The 19635-nt window shown below is 64.3% G+C and carries 17 protein-coding genes; 10 read left to right on the forward strand and 7 right to left on the reverse strand.

What is annotated here, in order from left to right; genetic code table 11:
- Positions 1-3 precede the first annotated feature (3 nt).
- Positions 4-1035 carry a LytR C-terminal domain-containing protein gene (locus tag AC1RBA_RS09695; RefSeq protein WP_492417906.1) on the forward strand — a complete coding sequence of 344 codons (1032 nt, stop codon included), beginning with the start codon at positions 4-6 and terminating at the stop codon, positions 1033-1035.
- An 8-nt stretch (positions 1036-1043) separates the two neighbouring features.
- Here the strand turns inward: AC1RBA_RS09695 and AC1RBA_RS09700 are convergent, their stop codons facing one another.
- The 3 genes from AC1RBA_RS09700 to edd form a co-directional block, all read right to left on the reverse strand.
- Positions 1044-1556: a Rhs element Vgr protein gene (locus AC1RBA_RS09700; RefSeq protein WP_230519161.1), complete on the reverse strand. Its 513-nt coding sequence runs from the start codon at positions 1554-1556 to the stop codon at positions 1044-1046.
- 62 nt (positions 1557-1618) lie between these two features.
- Positions 1619-2248 carry a bifunctional 4-hydroxy-2-oxoglutarate aldolase/2-dehydro-3-deoxy-phosphogluconate aldolase gene (eda, locus tag AC1RBA_RS09705; RefSeq protein WP_070222407.1) on the reverse strand — a complete coding sequence of 210 codons (630 nt, stop codon included), beginning with the start codon at positions 2246-2248 and terminating at the stop codon, positions 1619-1621.
- Positions 2249-2251: 3 nt separating this feature from the next.
- Complete coding sequence (gene edd / locus AC1RBA_RS09710) at positions 2252-4165, reverse strand: phosphogluconate dehydratase (protein ID WP_070289149.1); 1914 nt, start codon at positions 4163-4165, stop codon at positions 2252-2254.
- 336 nt (positions 4166-4501) lie between these two features.
- Between edd and pgi the strand changes: the two genes are divergently transcribed.
- Both pgi and AC1RBA_RS09720 read left to right on the forward strand, forming a co-directional pair.
- The gene (gene pgi / locus AC1RBA_RS09715) at positions 4502-6166 is read left to right on the forward strand and encodes a glucose-6-phosphate isomerase (protein WP_409028040.1); all 1665 of its coding nucleotides are present in this window, start codon (positions 4502-4504) and stop codon (positions 6164-6166) included.
- Between the two features lie 14 nt (positions 6167-6180).
- Positions 6181-7077 carry an SMP-30/gluconolactonase/LRE family protein gene (locus tag AC1RBA_RS09720; protein ID WP_492417909.1) on the forward strand — a complete coding sequence of 299 codons (897 nt, stop codon included), beginning with the start codon at positions 6181-6183 and terminating at the stop codon, positions 7075-7077.
- Positions 7078-7206: 129 nt separating this feature from the next.
- Here the strand turns inward: AC1RBA_RS09720 and AC1RBA_RS09725 are convergent, their stop codons facing one another.
- A complete protein-coding gene (locus AC1RBA_RS09725; RefSeq protein WP_070222400.1) occupies positions 7207-8160 on the reverse strand; it encodes a chemotaxis protein in 954 nt (317 codons plus the stop codon).
- A 172-nt stretch (positions 8161-8332) separates the two neighbouring features.
- Between AC1RBA_RS09725 and AC1RBA_RS09730 the strand changes: the two genes are divergently transcribed.
- The 4 genes from AC1RBA_RS09730 (at position 8333) to tal (ending at position 12246) form a co-directional block, all read left to right on the forward strand.
- A complete protein-coding gene (locus tag AC1RBA_RS09730; protein WP_492417911.1) occupies positions 8333-8626 on the forward strand; it encodes a hypothetical protein in 294 nt (97 codons plus the stop codon).
- A 96-nt stretch (positions 8627-8722) separates the two neighbouring features.
- The gene (gene zwf / locus AC1RBA_RS09735) at positions 8723-10195 is read left to right on the forward strand and encodes a glucose-6-phosphate dehydrogenase (protein ID WP_034750861.1); all 1473 of its coding nucleotides are present in this window, start codon (positions 8723-8725) and stop codon (positions 10193-10195) included.
- A 130-nt stretch (positions 10196-10325) separates the two neighbouring features.
- Positions 10326-11180, forward strand: coding sequence for an SIS domain-containing protein (locus AC1RBA_RS09740; RefSeq protein ID WP_034750862.1), 855 nt, complete (start codon positions 10326-10328; stop codon positions 11178-11180).
- A 130-nt stretch (positions 11181-11310) separates the two neighbouring features.
- Complete coding sequence (tal, locus tag AC1RBA_RS09745; RefSeq protein WP_086140119.1) at positions 11311-12246, forward strand: transaldolase; 936 nt, start codon at positions 11311-11313, stop codon at positions 12244-12246.
- A gap of 155 nt (positions 12247-12401) precedes the next feature.
- Here the strand turns inward: tal and AC1RBA_RS09750 are convergent, their stop codons facing one another.
- Positions 12402-13253 (reverse strand): hypothetical protein, encoded by an 852-nt coding sequence (locus AC1RBA_RS09750; RefSeq protein ID WP_121670240.1) that lies wholly within the window; start codon positions 13251-13253, stop codon positions 12402-12404.
- Between the two features lie 205 nt (positions 13254-13458).
- Here AC1RBA_RS09750 and AC1RBA_RS09755 point away from each other — a divergent pair, with 205 nt between their 5' ends.
- From AC1RBA_RS09755 to AC1RBA_RS09765, 3 genes are all read left to right on the forward strand, one after another.
- A complete protein-coding gene (locus AC1RBA_RS09755) occupies positions 13459-14532 on the forward strand; it encodes a patatin-like phospholipase family protein (protein WP_492417913.1) in 1074 nt (357 codons plus the stop codon).
- A gap of 122 nt (positions 14533-14654) precedes the next feature.
- Positions 14655-16388: a methyl-accepting chemotaxis protein gene (locus AC1RBA_RS09760; RefSeq protein WP_070222396.1), complete on the forward strand. Its 1734-nt coding sequence runs from the start codon at positions 14655-14657 to the stop codon at positions 16386-16388.
- A gap of 166 nt (positions 16389-16554) precedes the next feature.
- Positions 16555-17730, forward strand: a complete 1176-nt coding sequence (locus tag AC1RBA_RS09765; RefSeq protein ID WP_492417915.1) for a tetratricopeptide repeat protein — start codon at positions 16555-16557, stop codon at positions 17728-17730.
- A gap of 4 nt (positions 17731-17734) precedes the next feature.
- Here AC1RBA_RS09765 and hemW read toward each other — a convergent pair whose 3' ends face one another.
- Together hemW and rdgB are read right to left on the reverse strand one after the other, a co-directional pair.
- The gene (gene hemW, locus AC1RBA_RS09770) at positions 17735-19009 is read right to left on the reverse strand and encodes a radical SAM family heme chaperone HemW (RefSeq protein WP_492417917.1); all 1275 of its coding nucleotides are present in this window, start codon (positions 19007-19009) and stop codon (positions 17735-17737) included.
- Positions 19006-19590: an RdgB/HAM1 family non-canonical purine NTP pyrophosphatase gene (gene rdgB, locus AC1RBA_RS09775; RefSeq protein WP_492417919.1), complete on the reverse strand. Its 585-nt coding sequence runs from the start codon at positions 19588-19590 to the stop codon at positions 19006-19008. The genes hemW and rdgB overlap by 4 nt, the downstream gene beginning before the upstream one ends.
- Positions 19591-19635 lie beyond the last annotated feature (45 nt).

Raw genomic sequence — 19635 nt, forward strand, 5'->3', positions numbered from 1 at the left:
GCCATGTCACAGCACACCACCCTGATGCTCATGCTCGCCTGCGCCGGCCTGCTGCCCGCCTGCGGCCACCTGCCCGGCCCCGCCAGCCAGCACAGCCAGGCAAATCACGCCGCCCCGCCCCGGGCGCGCAGCGATGACAGCCCCGCCGCCCGCAGCGCCGCGTTCTGCAAGCTGGGCAAGCGCATGCAGGAACTGGGCGACCCGCGCGCGGCGATGGCCGCCTACCGCGAAGCGCTGCTGCTTGAGCCCGACTCGGCCGATGCACGCAATGGCGCCGCCGTGCTGCACGCGCAGCTGGGCCAGCTGGACACGGCGCGCACCATGCTGCAGGCGCTGGCGCAAGAAGCGCCGACGGCCCGGACCTACAACAACCTCGGCTACGTGCTGTACCTGCAGGGCGACTACGCCCAGGCAGCCAGCGTGCTGCGCCAGTCGCTGCAGCTCGACAATGGCCAGCAGCCGGCGCGCGCCAACCTGGAGCTCGCCATCGCGGCGCTGGCGCGCAGCATAGGGACGGTCGATGCGGCCGATGCCACCGCGGACGCCGTCGCGCCCGATCTGGCGCCGGCGCCCAAGCCGGCGGCACCGGCCAGCCGCCTGCAGCTGACGCAGTCGCAGCCGAATATCTTCACGCTGAGCTGGCGCGACACGCCCGTGGCGCCACGCGCCGCGCCGGCCGCCGTGCCCGCCCTGGCGAAGCAGGCGGCGCCGCTGCCACGGCTGGAAGTCATCAACGGCAATGGAGAAACGGGGATGGCGGCGCGCATGCGCGGCATGCTGGGCGGCATGGGCATCAGCGTGCTGCGGCTGGGCAACCAGCGGCCTTACGGCATTCAGGCCAGCAGCATCGTCTACCGTCCCGGGCACGCCGAGGCAGCGGCCGCCCTGGCCCTGGCATTGGGCGGCATGCCGCAACTGCAGGCGGCCGGCGACAGCGGCATCGGCGCGGGCGCCGACCTGCGTTTATTGCTGGGCAAGGATGCGGCGGCCAGCCTGCGCGCACCGGACGTGCGCCTGGCATCGAACACGCAGTAACGGCGGCATCAGCGTGGCAGCAGGCGGCGGTCGGCGGGGTCGATCAGGAAGCCCTGCAGGATATCCTGCAGCTGCGGCAACTTCGCCACGTAGGCGGGAATGCCCAGCTGGCGCGCGCCGAAGTAGTGGGCGATGATGTCGCCCTGCTGCTCCATGTTGAAGTCGGACAGGACGCCGCCGGCCTGCGCATCGTAGCGGTAGGCCCGTTGCCCGATGTAGCCGCCGCGCAGCGCCAGCAGCACGCCATGCAGCAGCACGCCGTAGCCGAGCTGGTACTGCCACACGTGCACCATTTCGTGGATGAAAAACAGCTTGCCGCTGTTGCCTTCGCGGGAAAAATCGTCGCGGTACTGGGCCGGCATGAAATGCAGGCTGCCGCGCGGCGTCATGGCCGTGTTCTGGTCCTGCAGGCCGAACGGTAAAAAGGAGCCGCGCACGACGCGCACGCGCGCGTAGTCGATGGCGCCCTGGAAGACGCTGCGGGCCATGGCGGTTTCGCCGATGGTGAGGGGGCGGCGCAAGACTCGCATAAGAAGAAGAGAAGAAAGCGCGGCAAGCGTAAAGCCTGCCGCGCGGGTGCCGCTTAAGCCAATCGAAGACCGCTGGCGGCCTTGGCGATTTCCGTGATGCGGTCCCAGTTGCCGGCCGCGATCGCGTCTTTCGGCGTCAGCCACGAGCCGCCCACGCAGGCGACGTTCTTGCACGCCAGGAACTGCGACGCCGTCTCTTGCGAGATGCCGCCCGTCGGGCAGAACGTGATGTCCGGCAGCGGGCCGTAGATCGCGTTGAGCATGCCGATGCCGCCCGCCGGTACGGCCGGGAACAGTTTCAGCTGCTGGAAGCCGTTTTCACGCGCCGCCATCACTTCGCCTGGCGTCATCACGCCTGGCAGCAAGGGCAGGCCGCTGCTTTTCGCCGCCGCCACCAGGGCGCTGGTCAGGCCCGGCGAGACGCCGAAGACGGCGCCCGCATCGCGCGCCTGCACGAATTCCTCGGGACGGGTCAAGGTGCCGACGCCGACGATGGCGCCCGGCACGGCCGACATGGCGCGGATCGCTTCGAGGCCGTGCTTGGTGCGCAGCGTCACTTCCAGCACGCGGATGCCGCCCGCCACCAGCGCGCGCGCCAGCGGTACGGCGTGTTCAGGATCGTCGATCGCAATCACGGGGATCACGCTCGAGGTGCGCATAATTTCCAGTAGTGTCATGGTCATCTCTTATTTCCTAGCCAAAAAGTCTTCATCGGAACCCGGTACGGTATCGCCGACATTGTCGGCGTCGTGCAAGGCGACGGTGGTGGGAATCGGCGACGGCAGGCCGAAGGTGGTGGCACCCTCTTCCGCCGCGCTGACGGTGGAACGGAACATGGAAAACAGCTCGCGGCCCATGCCGACGTGGTTCGGCGACAGGTCGGCCGTGACCAGCGAACGGGCGTGCCAGACGTCGGCCGGCACCAGCGCCTCCAGTACGCCCGTGAAGGCGTCGAGACGGATGATGTCGCCGTCGCGCACGAGGCCCAGGGGGCCGCCGGCGAGGATTTCAGGCGAGACGTGGATGGCGGCCGGCACCTTGCCCGACGCGCCCGACATGCGGCCATCGGTCACCAGCGCCACGTGGCGGCCCGCATCCTGCAGGTTGGCCAGCGCCGGGGTCAGCGCATGCAGTTCCGGCATGCCGTTGGCGCGCGGACCCTGGAAGCGCAGCACGGCGACGAAATCGCGGTCCAGCGTGCCGGCCTTGTAGGCGGCCATGAAGTCTTCCTGCGAATTGAATACCAGGGCAGGTGCTTCGACCGTGCGGTGCTGCGGCTTGACGGCCGACACCTTCATCACGGCGCGGCCCAGGTTGCCCGCCACCAGCACCATGCCGCCGTCCGGCGCGAAAGGATTGCTGGCCGGGCGCAGCACGTTTTCGTCGGCGCTGGCGGCCGGCGCATCTTTCCAGAAAACCTTGCCGTCTTCGCCGAGGAACGGCTCCATGCAGTGCGCGCGCAAGCCGTGACCCAGGATGGTGTTGACGTCCTCGTGCAGCAAGCCCGCGTCCAACAGTTCGCGGATCAGATAACCGGTGCCGCCGGCCGCGTGGAAATGGTTCACGTCGGCGTCGCCGTTCGGGTAGATGCGCGTGAGCATCGGCACGATGGCCGACAGTTCATTGAAATCGTTCCAGTCGATGACGATGCCGGCCGCCTTGGCGATCGCCACCAGGTGCAGGGTATGATTGGTCGAACCGCCCGTGGCCAGCAAGCCCACGACGGCGTTGACGATACATTTCTCGTCGACGATATGGCCGACTGGCAAGTAGCTGCCGCTTTGCGCCGTGATGACGGCCGCGCGCTGGGCGGCGGCCCTGGTCAGCGCATCGCGCAGCGGCGTGTTCGGCGTGATGAAGGCGGCGCCCGGCAAATGCAGGCCCATCACTTCCATCAGCATCTGGTTGCTGTTCGCCGTACCGTAGAAGGTACAGGTGCCGGCGCCATGGTAGGCTTTCGACTCGCCTTCGAGCAAGTCTTCGCGCGTGGCCTTGCCTTGTGCATACAGCTGGCGCACCTTGGCTTTTTCCTGGTTCGACAGGCCCGACGTCATCGGACCGGCCGGCACGAAAACGGCCGGCAAGTGGCCGAAGTGCAGCGCGCCGATCAACAGGCCCGGCACGATCTTGTCGCATACACCCAGGTACAGGGCCGCGTCGAACATATTGTGCGACAGCGCCACGGCAGTCGACATGGCGATGGTGTCGCGCGAAAACAGCGACAGTTCCATGCCCGGCTGGCCTTGCGTCACGCCATCGCACATGGCGGGCACGCCGCCGGCGAACTGGGCGACGGCGCCCACTTCGCGCACGGCTTGCTTGATGATCTGCGGGAAGCCTTCGAAGGGCTGGTGCGCCGACAGCATGTCGTTGTACGAGGAGACGATGGCCACGGACGGCTTCTTGTACTCCTTCAGCGACAGCTTGTCGTTGGCGGGAAAGGCGGCAAAGCCGTGCGCCAGGTTGGTGCACGACAGGGCGCCGCGCTGCACGCCCTGGATGCGGGCCGCATCCAGATGCGCCAGATAGGCGCCGCGCGATGGCCGGCTGCGCGCGATGATGCGCGCTGTTACGGATTCGACTACTGGATGCAGCGCCATATGGATTTCCTTAAAAATGAGTATTTCGTGAAATTTTACTACAAAACGGTGAAGAAGAAGCACTCTTGCATGGCCCGACCACACAAATAAGCCACGGATTGCGGCGTATCAAGGCAAGCCCGGCAAATATCGCGTATCGGCAGCTGTCAACATAGCTCTTATATGGCACGGGCGCAATCGCTAAAAAAAGCACAACAAAATCCGCCTCACGTCACAAACTGTAGTGAAATTACGTTTTTCTGATGTATTATTCTCATACCAATGCCGGACCCGCTGTTCGCCACCACGAACGCGCCGCGCTCCTTTCAACCGAGACAAGCACCCAAGCCGACCGCCATGCGCCAGCCAGCACCTACTCCTGCCATCACCGCCACCGTCAGTTTCCAGTCCCTGCAAGCGCATAGCGCCAGCCTGCGCGAAGTGCATCTGCGCCAGCTGTTCGCCGCCGACCCCGCACGTTTCTCGACGATGACGGTCGATGCGGCCGGCCTGCTGCTCGATTACTCGAAGAACCGGGTCGACGCCACCGCCATGGCGCTGCTGATGGACCTGGCCCGCGAGCGCGGCGTGGAAGCGCAGCGCGAAGCCATGTTCACCGGCGAGAAAATCAATCTTACCGAACATCGGGCCGTTTTGCATACCGCCTTGCGCGCGCCGCGCGGCACCAGGCTGATGGTCGATGGCCAGGATATCGATGCTGACGTGCAAGATGTACTGCAGCGCGTCAAGGCATTTACGGACAAGGTCCGCAATGGCAGCTGGCTCGGCTACACAGGCAAACCGATTTGCGACATCGTTAATATCGGCATCGGCGGCTCGGACCTGGGCCCGAAAATGGCGTGCCTGGCGCTGCGCTCGTATGCCAACCCGGGACTGGAAATGCACTTTGTTTCCAACGTCGACGGTCACGACATGGAAGCGACCCTGTCGAAAGTCGATCCGGAAACCACCCTGTTCATTGTTGCCTCGAAAACCTTTGTTACCGCTGAAACCATGCTCAACGCCAATACGGCGCGTGCCTGGTTCCTGCTCGAAGGCGAAGAAAAGGATCTGGCGCAACACTTTGTGGCCGTCTCGACCAACACGCAAGCCATCGTCGACTTCGGCATTTCGCCGGACAATATGTTCCCGTTCTGGGACTGGGTCGGCGGCCGTTATTCCGTCTGGTCCTCGATCGGCCTGGCCGTGGCCCTGTCCGTCGGTTTTGAATATTTCAGCGATTTCCTCGCCGGCGCGCATGCGATGGACCAGCATTTCCGCCAGGCGCCCCTCGAAGACAACATGCCCGTCGTGCTGGCCATGGTCGGCTTCTGGAACCGCCAGTTCCTCGATTGCGGCTCCGTTTCCATCGCACCGTATCACCAGGACCTGAGCCGCTTCGCCGCCTACCTGCAACAGCTGGACATGGAAAGCAACGGCAAGCGCGTCACCAAGGATGGCGTGCCCGTCGACGTGCCGACCGGCCCCGTCATCTGGGGCGATTGCGGCACGAATGCCCAGCACGCGTATTTCCAGCTGCTGCACCAGGGCACGGACATCACCCCCATCGACTTCATCGCCGCCCTGCGCGCCACGCACGATTTGCCGGGCCACCACGATGCCCTGCTGGCCAACTGCTTCGCCCAGTCGGAAGCCTTCATGACGGGCAAGACGGCCGAGGAAGTGCGCCTTGACCTGCAGGCGCAGGGCTTGCCGGAAAGCGAAATCGAAGCGCTGGTGCCGCACAAGACTTTCCCCGGCAACCGCCCCAGCAACACCATTTTGATGGACCAGCTGACCCCGACCACCCTGGGCGCCCTGATCGCGCTGTACGAACACAAGACCTTCGTGCAGGGCGTCTTGTGGAACGTCAACAGTTTCGACCAGTGGGGGGTGGAACTGGGCAAGGTGCTGGCCAAGAAAATCCAGGCCGAACTGACGGGCGAAGCCCGTCCCGACCACCACGACAGCTCGACCAATGGCTTGATTGCCTTGGCGAAAGCCGCCAAGGCGGCGTATTAACTTAATTGAGGTTTATGAATATTTACGAAATCAAAGTAGTCAGCGACAAGGCCATGCAAGTGGGCGAATGCCCGCTCTGGCATGGCAAGGAAGCGGCCCTGTACTGGGTCGACATCGATGGCCGCGCCGTGCACCGCTTGCACCCGGCCAGCGGCAAGCATGCGCAGTGGACCATGCCGACGGAACCGTCGGCGCTGGCCATCAACGCCGGTGGCGGCCTGATCGTCGCCCTGCGCAGCGGCTTTGCCCACCTCGACACGAAGACGGGCAGCCTGGCGCACATCGCGCCGGCGCCGTTCGACATGGCCACCACGCGCTTCAACGACGGCAAGGTTGACCCGGCCGGCCGTTTCTGGGTCGGCACGATTTTCGAGCCGCGCAACGCTGACGCAGCGGAAATGTTCGTGCTGGAAAAGGGACAAGTGCGCAAGGTCTGGTCGGGCGGCATGACCGTGTCGAACGGCCTGGGCTTCAGTCCCGACGGGCGCACCATGTATCACTCGGATACCACCACGCACCGCATCGACCGTTTCGACTTCGATGCGGCCACGGGAGCCATTTCCGCGCCACAACCGTTCCAGCGCTTTTCCATGGACAAGAAGGCGTTTGATTACGACGGGCGCCCCGATGGCGCGGCCGTCGACAGCGAAGGCAATTACTGGTCGGCCATGTTTGAAGGCGGCAAGATCTTGCGCTTCGCCCCCGATGGCCATTTGCTGGGCGAAATTACGGTGCCCGTGCGCTGCCCCACCATGGTGACGTTCGGCGGCCCCGACCTGCGCACCCTGTACATCACCAGCGCCAGCCACAACCGCTCGGCAGCAGAAATCGCCGACTATCCGTTGACGGGTCACGTGCTGTCCGTGCGCGTGGACGTGGCGGGCCAGCCGGAAACGCCTTACCAGGCGTAACACGGTCAGGTACGAAAAAAGCGCCGGCACCCGCGAGGGTCCGGCGCTTTTTTAACGCTCACGTAGGTCGGATTAGCGGGGCAAGGCCCCGCGTAATCCGACAACAGTGTTGGCCATGGTGCCGTCGGATTACCGCGACAGCACCTTGCGGATCGTCTCGGCCAATTCAGCCGCCACAAACTTGGCCACATAACCGTCGGCGCCCACGCCCTTGACGTGGTCTTCGTTGGTCGAGCCCGTCAGCGACGAGTGGATCACCACGGGAATGTTGGAGAAGCGGCCATCGTTCTTGATGTTGCGCGTCAGGGTAAAGCCGTCCATTTCCGGCATTTCCAGGTCGGTCAGCACGAGCGCGACCTTGTCTTTCGCCGTCTTGCCTTCCGTGGCCGCCTGGGCCGAGATCGCTTGCAGGCGCTCCCACGCTTCCTTGCCCGTCTTGGTCATGATGAAAGGCACGCCCATCGCTTCGAGGCCCTTTTCGATCAACGAGCGGGCCAGCGAGGAATCGTCGGCCGCGAGAATCACGGCGCCGGCCGGCAAGCGCACTTGCGGGCCGATGCTGTTTTCGTCCACGTCCGGGTCGCCCGACGGCAGCACGTTGCGCAGGATTTGCTCCACGTCCAGCACTTGCGCCAGGCGTGTCTTGTCCGTGTCGCCATCGAGGCGGGCGATGCTGGTGACGAGGCCGCCGCCGACGCTCGATTCGGCCGACAAGACCTGATTCCATTCGAGGCGCACGATTTCATCGACCTCTTCCACGGCAAACGCCTGTGTCGAACGGGCAAATTCCGTCACCATCAGGATCTTCAAGCCGCTGCTCTTGCAACCGACCGCCATCGGCAAGTCGATCACGGGAACGATCTGACCACGGATATTGACCACGCCCAGCATGTGCGGGTGCGAACCAGCCACCGCCGTGATGGCCGGCATTTCCATGATTTCACGGACTTTGAACACATTGATGCCGAACAGTTCGCGGCTGGCCGAGTGATCACTGGTCCCCAGCTTGAACAGGAACAGTTCGAATTTGTTATTGCCTGTCAGGCTGGTGCGTTCATCGACATCTTGCTGCATTGAATTCATTGTGTCCCCTTGAGCCGTCTTGTAAAGTTAAGTCGCCCGCCCCTGATGCTGCGGACAGTGCGGACTGCACGTCGCATGGACGCCGGACGGCGGGTTTGGGGCATGGCCGGCGCTAACGGTGCAGTGTATATCGTACAACTTCATACAACCAATAGTTGCTATCGATTCGAGCTTGAATTATACGTTTTTTTACTTTCTTCAAAGCTACTTTACGCTGCCAACGGCGATCCTGACAGCATTTCTTGATTTCCTTGTTGCTACAGCGCAAATGATGACGGAGAGAATCGAAAATTTCCTTGGCAACCATGGTTGCTTTGCAAAGCCGATAACCAGCATGACGCTGCGCCGGCGCCGGCGAACGGCATATAATGGCCATGCCGGCATCGCAGGCAGGCATACCGGGCAAAATGGCGACGGCAGCGGATGGAATGTAGTAAAATTTCTTGCAATTGCCTGTTCTACGTAGTAAATTTACACCATCGATTATAGTAGCGACAGACTGGCACTTCCGGTCGGCTTTCTCCCCGCTCCGGCCCTTTTACTTTTGCGACGACACTCACTTATGGCACTTACCGATTTTGACCTGGTCCTGTTTGGCGGCAGCGGCGATTTAGCAATGCGCAAGTTGTTGCCTGCAATGTATGCGCGCGACGTCGCGAACGATTTGCCGCCGACGGCGCGCATCATCTGTGTGGGCCGCCAGGACAGCGGCCAGGATGCCTTCCTGAAAATGGTGGAGACCAATTCGCGTCCCCACATCAAGGCCAGCACCCTGAACGCCGCCACCTGGAGCAAGTTCTGCGCACGCATCGTGTACGTGTCGCTCAACGCCAGCGATGCGGCCACGTACGCGCCGCTGGTCGAAGCGCTGCGCGGCGACGCCGACCTGACGCGCGTGTACTACCTGGCGACGCCGCCGCATCTGTTTGCCTTGATCTGCGACAACCTGGAAGACAACGGTCTGGTCACGCCGAATTCGCGCGTGGTGCTGGAAAAGCCGCTGGGCCGCGACCTGGCCAGCGCCAAGCAGATCAATGCCGAAGTGGGCAAGGTCTTCCAGGAATCGCAGATCTACCGTATCGACCATTACCTGGGCAAGGAAACCGTGCAGAACTTGCTGGCCCTGCGCTTCGGCAACATCCTGTTCGAACCGCTGTGGCGCCGCGAATGGATTTCCGACGTGCAGATCACCATCGCCGAAAAGCTGGGCGTGGGCAACCGCATGGGTTACTACGACACCTCGGGCGCGCTGCGCGACATGCTGCAAAACCACTTGCTGCAACTGCTGTGCATCGTCGCCATGGAACCGCCGACCTCGATCGCGCCGGACGCCGTGCGCGATGAAAAGCTACAAGTGCTGCGCTCGCTGAAAAAATTCACACCGACCACCCTGGCGCAAAACATCGTGCGCGGCCAGTACCGCGCCGGCCACGTCGACGGCGCCACCGTGCCGAGCTACCGCGACGAGCCCGATGCGCCGGAACATTCGCGCACCGAAACCTTCGTCGCGCTGAAGGCGGAAATCGACACCTGGCGCTGGGCCGGCGTGCCGTTCTACCTGCGCACGGGCAAGCGCATGGCCGACAGCCTGGCCGAGATCGTCGTGCGCTTCAAGCAAATTCCGCATTCGATCTTCAACCAGCCGACGTCGAGCTTCCAGCCGAACTGCCTGGTGATCCGTTTGCAGCCGGACGAAGGCTTGCGCATGAACCTGATGGCGAAAACCCCGGGCGACGGCATGCGCTTGAAACCGGCGGAACTGGAACTCGATTTCCGCGAATCGTTCAAGACCCCACGCATGGACGCCTACGAGCGTTTGCTGCTCGACGTCCTGCGCGGCCAGCTGACCCTGTTCATGCGCGGCGACGAGCTGGAAGCGGCCTGGGAATGGGTCGAGCCGATTCTCGACAACTGGGAACAGAACGACAGCGCGCCGATTCCGTACACGGCCGGCACCTGGGGCCCCGCGGCCGCCAGCGCCCTGATCGGCCGCGACGGCTTGCAGTGGCGCGAAGAGGCCTTGCCAGAGGACTGAAGCCGTTAAGATTTGGCTTAACCCTGAACGGCGAAATACTGGGGTCGGACCCTGAGGGTTCGACCCCGGAACTTTGCTTTTGGGGTGAAAAAGACGCAAACTTACGGCATTACTGCCAGAAGATCAATCAATGCTACTCGATTCCATCCGCACCCAGCTCGATTCGCTCTCCAAGTCGGAGAAAAAGGTCGCGCTGGCCGTGCTTGACCAGCCCAACCAGACGGTCAGCCAGAACATCACGGCGCTGGCGAAAAGCGCGCAGGTGTCGGAACCGACCGTGGTGCGCTTTTGCCGCACGCTGGGCTATGACGGCTGGCATGAATTCAAGCTGAAACTGGCGCAGGGCCTGGCCCTGGCCATGCCGGGCGCGAACGAGCAGCCGGCGCAGGACGACCTGGCGGCCGACCTGGTGAATAAAATCTGCAGCCGCTCGATCAATACCCTGCTCGACCTGCGCAACAACCTGAATCCGGAAGCGATACAGCGCGCACTCGACATCCTCTCGCGCGCCAGCAAGATCGAATTCTATGGGCAGGGCACGTCGGGCATCGTGGCGGCCGACGCGCAGCACAAGTTCTTCCGTTCGGGCGTACCGACGGTGGCCTACAGCGACCCGAACATCCACAGCATCGCGGCGGCCCTGCTGCGCGGCGGCGACTGCCTGGTGGCCATCTCGCAGCGCGGCAACAGCCCCGCCCTGGTGCGCTCCGTGAAACTGGCGCGCCGCGGCGGTGCCGACGTCGTCGTGCTGGCCCCATCGGGCACGCCGCTGGCCGACCTGGCCACCGTGCTGATCCCGATCGACCTGGTCTTCAACACCGACCCCTACACGCCCATTTCGGCGCGCCTGGCCTACCTGGTCGTGATCGACGTGCTGGCCGTGGGCCTGGCCCTGCAACGGGGACCGGAATTCCGCAAGAAGATGCAGAATGCGCAAAAGGCGCTGCAGGAATTCGACATGCAGTTTGATTCGTTTATCGGCTAAAAAGCGGCAATCCGGGGCCAGACCCGCCGGGTCCGACCCCGGCACTTTAGCCCTTGGGTTAAAAGCGCCGCCACCGTCCCGCATTCGGTACAATACCCTGGCAAGCCCATTCACTCTTTCCTGTGCAGCCATGAACCAACTCGAACAACTGAAGCAATTTACTACCGTGGTGGCCGACACCGGCGACTTCCAATCGATCCAGGCCTACACGCCGCGCGATGCGACGACGAATCCGTCGCTGATCCTGAAGGCCGTGCAGAAGGATGAATACAAGCCGCTGCTGGAAAAGGCCGTGCGCGACCATCCGAACGCCTCGACCACCGAGATCATCGACCGCCTGCTGATCGCCTTTGGCGTGGAAATCCTGCAAACCATCCCCGGCCGCGTCTCCACCGAGGTCGATGCGCGCCTGTCGTTCGACACGCAGGGCACGGTGGCCAAGGGCCGCGACCTGATCGCCCTGTATTCGAACGCGGGCATTCCACGCGAGCGCGTGCTGATCAAGATCGCCTCCACCTGGGAAGGCATCCGCGCCGCCGCCATCCTGGAAAAGGAAGGCATCCGCTGCAACATGACCCTGCTGTTCTCGCTGGCCCAGGCGATTGCCTGCGCCGAAGCGGGCGCCCAGCTCATTTCCCCGTTCGTCGGCCGCATCTACGACTGGTACAAGAAATCGACGGGCATCGACTACATGGGCGCGGAAGACCCGGGCGTGCAATCGGTGCGCCGCATCTACAATTACTACCGCAAGTTCGGCTACAAGACCGAGGTGATGGGCGCAAGCTTCCGCAACACGTCGCAAATTCTCGAACTGGCCGGCTGCGACCTGCTCACCATCAGCCCCGACCTGCTGCAAAAGCTGGCCGACAGCGATGCGCCGGTGGAACGCAAGCTGAGCGCCGAAGCGGCGCCATCGACCAATATCGTGCAAATGTCGCTGAACGAAGAAGCCTTCCGCTTCATGATGAATGAAGACGCGATGGCGACGGAAAAACTGGCCGAAGGCATCCGCGCCTTCTGCGTCGATTCCGGCAAGCTGAAACAGATGATCGCGGCGCTGCGGTAATCGCATCATTACGACGGGCGAAAAAAAAGCGGCGCCGTGCATTGCACGGACGCCGCTTTTTTTATTCTAGTCGTCCTCGTTGGCCTCACGGCGACTAACGGCACCATTGCGAGCGGCCGCAAATCACGACGCGCAGCAGGTGCCGTCAGGCGTCATCAAGAGCAGCGGAAGGTGGCCACGCCCTGGTAGTTGGCGCCATTCGCCAGCTGCGCCTTGTAGGCGGCGATCAGCAGATAGCGGCCAGCGCCGCCGTCGCCCAGCATCAGCTGCGCGCCCGTGCCATTCGACAGGTAGCCGCCGGTGATGCTGCTCGACGCGGCCGACGCCATGGTCGTCGAAGCCGATACCTTGCCCGTGCTGCCGCCGGCGCTGGCGTCGATGGCCAGCACGACCTTGGCGCCGGAGGCATCGAAGGACATGCTGGCAGTGCCGCTGGCCGTGCCGAAGTTGGCGGTCGACGAGACGCTGCTGCCGCCCGTATAGCTAGGCGCCGTGAACGTGCCCGCATCGCAGGTGAAGGTGCCGGTCGCTGGCAGCGCGGCGAGCACGTTATAGGCGACGTAATGCCCACTGGCATTGTTGCCGCTCAACGTAGTGGCGCCCGTACTATTGCTGAACGCGCCCTTGAACCAGCGTCCCTGCGCAAAGGCCGCGTCGCCGCTGATTTCGCGCGTCACGGCCGGGTTGCCGGTGAAGACGATGCCGCTGATCGTGCTCAGGGCGCCGGAGGCATCCTGTACCAGCGGGCTGGCCTTGCCACTGCTCTGCAAGCCGATGGACGTAAAGATGTAGCGGCTGTTGTCGCCATTGGCGAAACGGGCGCTGACGGCACCCGTGTTTTCGCCGGTGGCCGTTGGAACGACGGGAACGACGGGCGCCACCGGATCGGCAGGCTTGGCCGTATTCACGACAGCCGTCGTGTCGGATGGGGAAGACGAACCGCCGCCACCGCAAGCGGCGAGCGAAGCGGCGATCAGGGTCAGAACAAAAGCGTGATTCAGTTGCATACGATTCCAATAAAAAAAAGCAAGACATAAGGAATCCTTGGCACATGCCAAAAATTCAACGTCCAATATTATGCAACATTTCTCAATAGAATGGTTGCCTTAAAGAAATTTATTAATACTAACAATGTGACTATACCGAGCGCGTCTGTGCCGTGTCGCCGCGCTGGCGGTAAAATACCTGGCTACAGGCCGCCAGCGACTACTCATGCAATCACCGATCACCATCCGCCTGGGCCGCCGCGCCCGGGCGCGCATCGCCGAAAACGGGGTGCGCGCCAGCGACATCGCCATCGTTCCCGCCGCCGCGGGCGGGCCGAAAGGCTTGATCCTGCACCAGCTCGACTGCTGGCTGTTCGGCGACTTCCTGGCGCAGGCGCCGCGCCCGCGCCAGTTCGTCGGCGCCTCGATCGGCGCCTGGCGCATGGCCGCCGCCGTGTTCCCCGACCCGGTGGCCGCGCAGCGGCGCCTGGTGCGCGAATACGTGGGCCAGCGCTATCCCGACAAACCCGATGCGGCGCACGTGAGCCGCACGTGCCGCGCCCTGCTCGACGCCGTCCTCGATGGCCAGGATGCGCAACTGCTGCGGCACGAGCGCCATAGCCTGTCGGTGCTGGCCGTGCGCGGCATCGGCGCGCTGGCGCAACCTGGCAAATGGCGCGACCGGCGCGGCTTCCTGCTGGCGGCCGCCGGCAACGCCGTGGCGCGCGCGCGGCTGGCCGCCTCGCTGGAACGCACCGTGTTCCATGCCGGACCGGACGGCGCCAGCTGGCTGCGCTCGCGCTTCGACGCCTTTCATTCGCATTTCGTGCCGCTGGCGCAGGACAACCTGCGCGACGCGCTGCTCGCTTCCGGCTCCATCCCGCTGGTGCTCGACGCGGTCACGGACATCGCCGGCGCGCCGCCAGGGCGCTACTGGGACGGCGGCCTGGTCGACTATCATTTGCACCTGCCCTACCAGCGCGAACCGGACCTGGTGCTGTACCCGCATTTTGCCGACCATATCGTGCCGGGCTGGCTGGACAAGACCATGCCCTGGCGCCGCGCGCGCCGCGGCGATGGCGCACTCGACAACATGATCCTCGTCTCGCCCTCGCCCGCCTTCGTGGCCAGCCTGCCCAACGGCAAATTGCCGGACCGGCGCGACTTCCCCCATTACGGCCAGGACCACGCGGCGCGCATGCGCGACTGGCGCCGCGCCATCGCGGAAAGCGAGCGCATGGCGGCCGCCTTCGCCCGCTGGGCCGAGCAGCCGGACCTGCGCCAGGCGGACGAGCTGTAGCACGGGCGTGGCTGCAACAGGCGCAAAGACAAGCGCGCTTTTCCCTCGCCTCTTGGTCACTTATCAGTGCATACTATGTCGCACAGGCAACCTTTAATCCCTCTGCGACAGGAGTTCCAACCATGCACGCCCTCTCCCACCTCCGTATCGGCACACGCCTGGCTGCAGGCTTCGCGCTGGTGCTGCTGCTGTCCGTGATCTCCACCTCGTACGCGCTGTACAGCGCCAGCGTGAATGCCGAAGCGACGCGGCAAATGATGGAAAAGCCGCTGGCCAAGGAACGCCTCGTATCGGACTGGTACGTACTGATTTACTCGGCCATCGCGCGCACTTCGATGATCGCCAGGAGCACGGATGAAACCCTGTCGAACGTGTTTGCCGACACCATCGCCGACAGCACCAAGCAGGGCGGCGAGCTGCTGAAGCAAATCGAAACCCTGCTCGTCAGCGACGAGGAAAAGGCCATCTTCAAGGCGTCCATTGCCGAACGCGTCAAGTACCAGGATGCCAAGACCCTGGTGATGAATGCGCGCAAGGGCGGCAATGCGGCGCAGGCGGAAAGCGTCTACCGCGACAGCTTCGCGCCGGCCGCCGCCAAGTACCAGAACAACGTCAAGGCCCTGCTGTCGCAGCAGCGCCAGGCCATCGACGCCACGGCGCACGCGATCGAGGCGGCCAACGGGCGCAGCTTCACCCTGCTACTGACCTTGTGCGCGCTGGTGGTGGCGCTGGGCAGCGTCTGCGCCTGGCTGATCACGCGTTCGATCACGCAGCCGTTGAAGGCCGCCGTGAAGGTGGCGGAAACGGTGGCCGACGGCGACTTGCGCACGCATTTCGGCACGCCTGCCAGCGATGAAATCGGCGACCTGATGCGCGCGCTGCACGGCATGAACGAGGCGCTGCGCAAGGTGGTGTCGGAAGTGCAGACGGGCACCAATGCGATCGCCACGGCGTCGGGCGAAATCGCCGCCGGCAACCAGGATCTGTCGGCGCGCACGGAACAGCAGGCCAGTTCGCTGGAAGAGACGGCGTCGTCGATGGAAGAATTGACCAGCACCGTCAAGCAGAATGCGGACAACGCGCGCCAGGCCAACCAGATGGCGGTGGCCGCATCCGGCGTGGCCGAACGAGGCGGCGGCATCGTCAGCCAGGTGGTCGACACCATGGGCGCCATCGATACGGCCTCGACGAAAATCGTCGACATCATCGGCGTCATCGACGGCATCGCCTTCCAGACGAATATCCTGGCCCTGAACGCGGCCGTCGAAGCGGCACGCGCCGGCGAGCAGGGGCGCGGCTTTGCCGTCGTCGCCACGGAAGTGCGCAGCCTGGCGCAGCGCTCGGCCGCGGCGGCGCGCGAAATCAAGACCCTGATCGGCGACTCGGTGGAGCAAGTCAACAACGGCACGCGGCTGGTGCAGCAGGCCGGCAGCACCATGGGCGAAGTGGTCGACAGCGTGCGCAGGGTCACCGACATCATGGCCGAGATCACGGCTGCAAGCGCAGAGCAAAGCATGGGCATCGACCAGGTCAACCAGGCCATCGCGCAGATGGACCAGGTGACGCAGCAAAATGCGGCGCTGGTGGAAGAAGCGGCGGCGGCGGCCGAAAGCATGCAGGACCAGGCGGCGCGCCTGGCGCAGGTGGCGGCCGGCTTCCAGCTCGAGCACGTGGCCACGGCGGCGCCGGTGCGCGCCGCGCGGCCGGCCAGGGCCGCCATTGCCACCACGCAAAAACTCGCGCCACGCCCGCCCCAGGCCAGGGCCGGCAAACCCGCAGCACCCAAGGCGGCCGGCGCCGCGGCGCGCAAAACGCCATCGCACATCGCCGGCGAGCAGGACTGGGAAGAGTTTTAAGCCCGCGGTTTTAAGTCCGGCGTTACACCCGCTTTCCAGCACCGTGCAGGCGGCGGCAAGGCGCTTGAAACCATTTGACAGCGGCGCCAGGCGCGCCGATACTGGTTTCAGGTGGGACTGGCGCGCCACCGCGACATGAGACAGCCGGCGCCTCCAGGGAGAGACCATGCGCCCCTATCTTGTTTTCGCCGCTTGCTTCAAGCGCCTGGGCGCCGCCCTGCTCTGCGGCGCTTTGGCGGCCTGCAGCGTAGCACCGCCAGCCAGCCTGCCCCCCATCTTCAACGACGGCGATTTCGCGCCGGCCGCCGCCATCGACGCCAGCCAGGTCTTTGCCATCGACGAAACCATGCGCCAGTATGTGCGCACGCAAGTGCGGCGCGAAGCGCGCAACAAGAATGACCGCGCGGCCCTGTATGACGCCCTGTACGACAAGAGCAGGCTGAAACTCGAGTACGATGCGGCCATGACCCGCAATGCGCGCGAAACGTTCGCCGCGCGTCAGGGCAACTGCCTGTCGCTGGTGATCATGACGGCGGCGCTGGCACATGAAATGGGCTTGCAGGTGCGCTACCAGGAGGTGCTCGGTGAAGAAAGCTGGAGCCGCAGCGGCGACATGTATTTTGTCGCCGGCCACGTCAACCTGGTACTGGGCCAGCGGCTGGACGACAAATCCGGCAGGTACGATGCCAAGGGCATGATGGTGATCGATTTCCTTCCGTCCTCGGAGATAGGCGGCTACCGCACGCGAGAACTCGACGAAGCGACCGTGCTCGCCATGTACATGAACAACCGCGCCGCCGAAACCATGAGCGAGGGCCAGCTGAATCAGGCGTACTGGTGGGCCCGGGCAGCGCTGCTGCAAGACCCCTCGTTCAGCGGCGCCTACAACACCCTGGGCGTGATCCAGTTCCGCCATGGCGACCTGGCGCAAGCGCGGCGCACTTTCGCCCATGCGCTGACGCGCACGCCGGACAACACGGTGCTGCTGTCGAACCTGGCGCAGGTGCTGGAAGCGTCCGGCCTGCCCGAAGAAGCGCTGCCGCTGCGCCGGCGCCTGCTGGCGCTGCAGCCGCAGCCGCCTTTCCACTACTTCAACCTGGGCAAGGCGGCCATGCAGCAAAACGATTACGTGCGGGCGATACAGCTGTTTTCACGTGAAATCGCGCGCGACCCGTACTACCACGAATTTCACTTCTGGCTGGCGCAAGCCTATGCGCGCCTGGGCCAGATGGAGCAGGCCGGCAAGCAGCTGGAACTGGCGATGAACAACAGCACCACGCGCAGCGACCATACTCTGTATGCGGCCAAGCTGCAGCGCCTGCGCGCCGTCGCCCCGCATTGATCCATTAATCCTCCAGGAACATCTGCTGCAGGTCATTCAGGAAGCACAATCCCCGTTCCGTCGGACGGATGACCTGGTGGTCGCGGTACAGCAAGCCTTTCGCTTCGGCCGCATTGAGCGGCTGCTCGATGGCGTTGAGGGCCAGGCCCGTACGTTCGGCGAACAGGTTCGGCGCAAAGCCCTGCGTCAGGCGCAGGGTATTCAACATGAATTCGAAGCCCATTTCCTCGCGCGCCAGTTCGCGCTCTTCCTGCACCGGACTACCGGCCAGTACCGCGTCCATGTAGGCGCGCGGCTGCTTGTAGCGGGCCTGGCGCAGCACGCGGTGCGGGAACGAAATCTTCGAGTGCGCGCCCGCGCCGATGCCGAGATAGTCGCCAAATTCCCAGTAATTGCGGTTGTGGCGTGCCTGGCGGCCCGGCTGCGCATAGGCCGACACTTCGTAGCGGCCATAGCCGGCCTGTGCGGCGCGCGCGGCCACCATGTCGGCGATATCGGCGCTCTCGTCGTCGTCCGGCAGCGCGGGCGGATACTTGGCGAACAGGGTGTTCGGTTCCAGGGTCAGGTGGTACAGCGACAGGTGCGGTGGCGCGAACGACAGCGCCGTCTCCAGGTCCTGCCGCGCTTCGTCCAGCGTCTGCGTGGGCAGCGCGTACATCAGGTCGAGGTTGAAATTGTCGAAGTTGGCATGCGCGATCTCCACCGCGCGGCGCGCCTCGTTGTCGTCATGGATGCGCCCCAGCGCCTGCAGATGGCGGCCATTGAAGCTCTGGATGCCGACCGACAGCCGGTTGATGCCGCTGGCCCGGTAAGACTTGAATTTTTCCGCTTCAAAGGTGCCCGGATTGGCTTCCATGGTGATTTCGCAATCGGGCTCCAGGGGCAGCAGGGTGCGCACGTCCGACATCAGCCGGTCCAGGCCCGCCGCCGACATCAGGCTGGGCGTGCCGCCGCCGATGAAGATGGTGTGGATCTTGCGGCCCCAGATCAGCGGCAGCGCCATCTCCAGGTCCAGCCGCAGCGCGGCCAGGTATTCGGCTTCCGGCAAGTCGCCGCGCACCTCGTGCGAATTGAAGTCGCAATACGGGCATTTTTTCACGCACCACGGAAAGTGAATGTACAGCGACAGCGGCGGCAGGGCCGTCAGGTTCAGCGCGCCCGGCTGCAGGTACTTCAGGGCCGCCCCGGCCGCGCCGGAAATGCCTTCCTGCGGCACGGGCCTGGCTGCCGACTTGGCGGCCGATTGGGCAACGGCGCCCACCAGTTTGATCGGGATCATCGCAGCTTTTCCACCAGCGCGCGCAGGGCCTGGCCGCGGTGCGACAGCGCGTTCTTTTCATCGGACGTCAGTTCGGCCGCGCACTTGCCCAGCGCGGGAATGAAGAAATGCGGATCGTAGCCGAAGCCGCCATTGCCGCGTGCCGTGGCGATCATCTCGCCGTTCCAGCGGCCGTCGGCGATCACGGGCTGCGGGTCGTCCGCATGGCGCACATACACCAGCACGCAGTAGTAATACGCGGACTTGTCGGCATGCGCCTCAAGGTCGGCGATCAGCCTGGCGCTGTTGGCCGCATCCGATTTCGGCTCGCCCGCATAGCGGGCCGAATACACGCCGGGCGCGCCGCCGAGCGCATTGACGCACACGCCCGAATCGTCGGCCAGCGCCGGCAAGCCCGTCAGGCGAGATGCGTGGCGCGCCTTCTGCAAGGCGTTTTCAACGAAGGTGTGGAACGGTTCGTCGCTTTCCGGCACATCGTATTCGCCCTGGGCGTGGACGGAAAAACCGATGGTCGAGAGCAGCTCGTTGAATTCCTTGAGCTTGCCGGCGTTGTTGGAGGCGAGGATGAGGCGTTGGGTCATGTCAGTAGTCCGGTTGAAGTGCCGACATTGTAAACCTTTTGCGCT

It is taken from the genome of Janthinobacterium sp. GW823-FHT03B06, assembly GCF_058796955.1.

What these genes read in the sequence shown, in the direction of transcription:
- AC1RBA_RS09695 (WP_492417906.1), top strand. Translation starts at nt 4, where the DNA reads ATGTCACAGCACACCACCCTGATGCTCATGCTCGCCTGCGCCGGCCTG.
- eda (WP_070222407.1), bottom strand. Translation starts at nt 2,248, where the DNA reads ATGACCATGACACTACTGGAAATTATGCGCACCTCGAGCGTGATCCCC.
- edd (WP_070289149.1), bottom strand. Translation starts at nt 4,165, where the DNA reads ATGGCGCTGCATCCAGTAGTCGAATCCGTAACAGCGCGCATCATCGCG.
- pgi (WP_409028040.1), top strand. Translation starts at nt 4,502, where the DNA reads ATGCGCCAGCCAGCACCTACTCCTGCCATCACCGCCACCGTCAGTTTC.
- AC1RBA_RS09720 (WP_492417909.1), top strand. Translation starts at nt 6,181, where the DNA reads ATGAATATTTACGAAATCAAAGTAGTCAGCGACAAGGCCATGCAAGTG.
- AC1RBA_RS09725 (WP_070222400.1), bottom strand. Translation starts at nt 8,160, where the DNA reads ATGAATTCAATGCAGCAAGATGTCGATGAACGCACCAGCCTGACAGGC.
- zwf (WP_034750861.1), top strand. Translation starts at nt 8,723, where the DNA reads ATGGCACTTACCGATTTTGACCTGGTCCTGTTTGGCGGCAGCGGCGAT.
- AC1RBA_RS09740 (WP_034750862.1), top strand. Translation starts at nt 10,326, where the DNA reads ATGCTACTCGATTCCATCCGCACCCAGCTCGATTCGCTCTCCAAGTCG.
- tal (WP_086140119.1), top strand. Translation starts at nt 11,311, where the DNA reads ATGAACCAACTCGAACAACTGAAGCAATTTACTACCGTGGTGGCCGAC.
- AC1RBA_RS09750 (WP_121670240.1), bottom strand. Translation starts at nt 13,253, where the DNA reads ATGCAACTGAATCACGCTTTTGTTCTGACCCTGATCGCCGCTTCGCTC.
- AC1RBA_RS09755 (WP_492417913.1), top strand. Translation starts at nt 13,459, where the DNA reads ATGCAATCACCGATCACCATCCGCCTGGGCCGCCGCGCCCGGGCGCGC.
- AC1RBA_RS09760 (WP_070222396.1), top strand. Translation starts at nt 14,655, where the DNA reads ATGCACGCCCTCTCCCACCTCCGTATCGGCACACGCCTGGCTGCAGGC.
- AC1RBA_RS09765 (WP_492417915.1), top strand. Translation starts at nt 16,555, where the DNA reads ATGCGCCCCTATCTTGTTTTCGCCGCTTGCTTCAAGCGCCTGGGCGCC.
- hemW (WP_492417917.1), bottom strand. Translation starts at nt 19,009, where the DNA reads ATGATCCCGATCAAACTGGTGGGCGCCGTTGCCCAATCGGCCGCCAAG.
- rdgB (WP_492417919.1), bottom strand. Translation starts at nt 19,590, where the DNA reads ATGACCCAACGCCTCATCCTCGCCTCCAACAACGCCGGCAAGCTCAAG.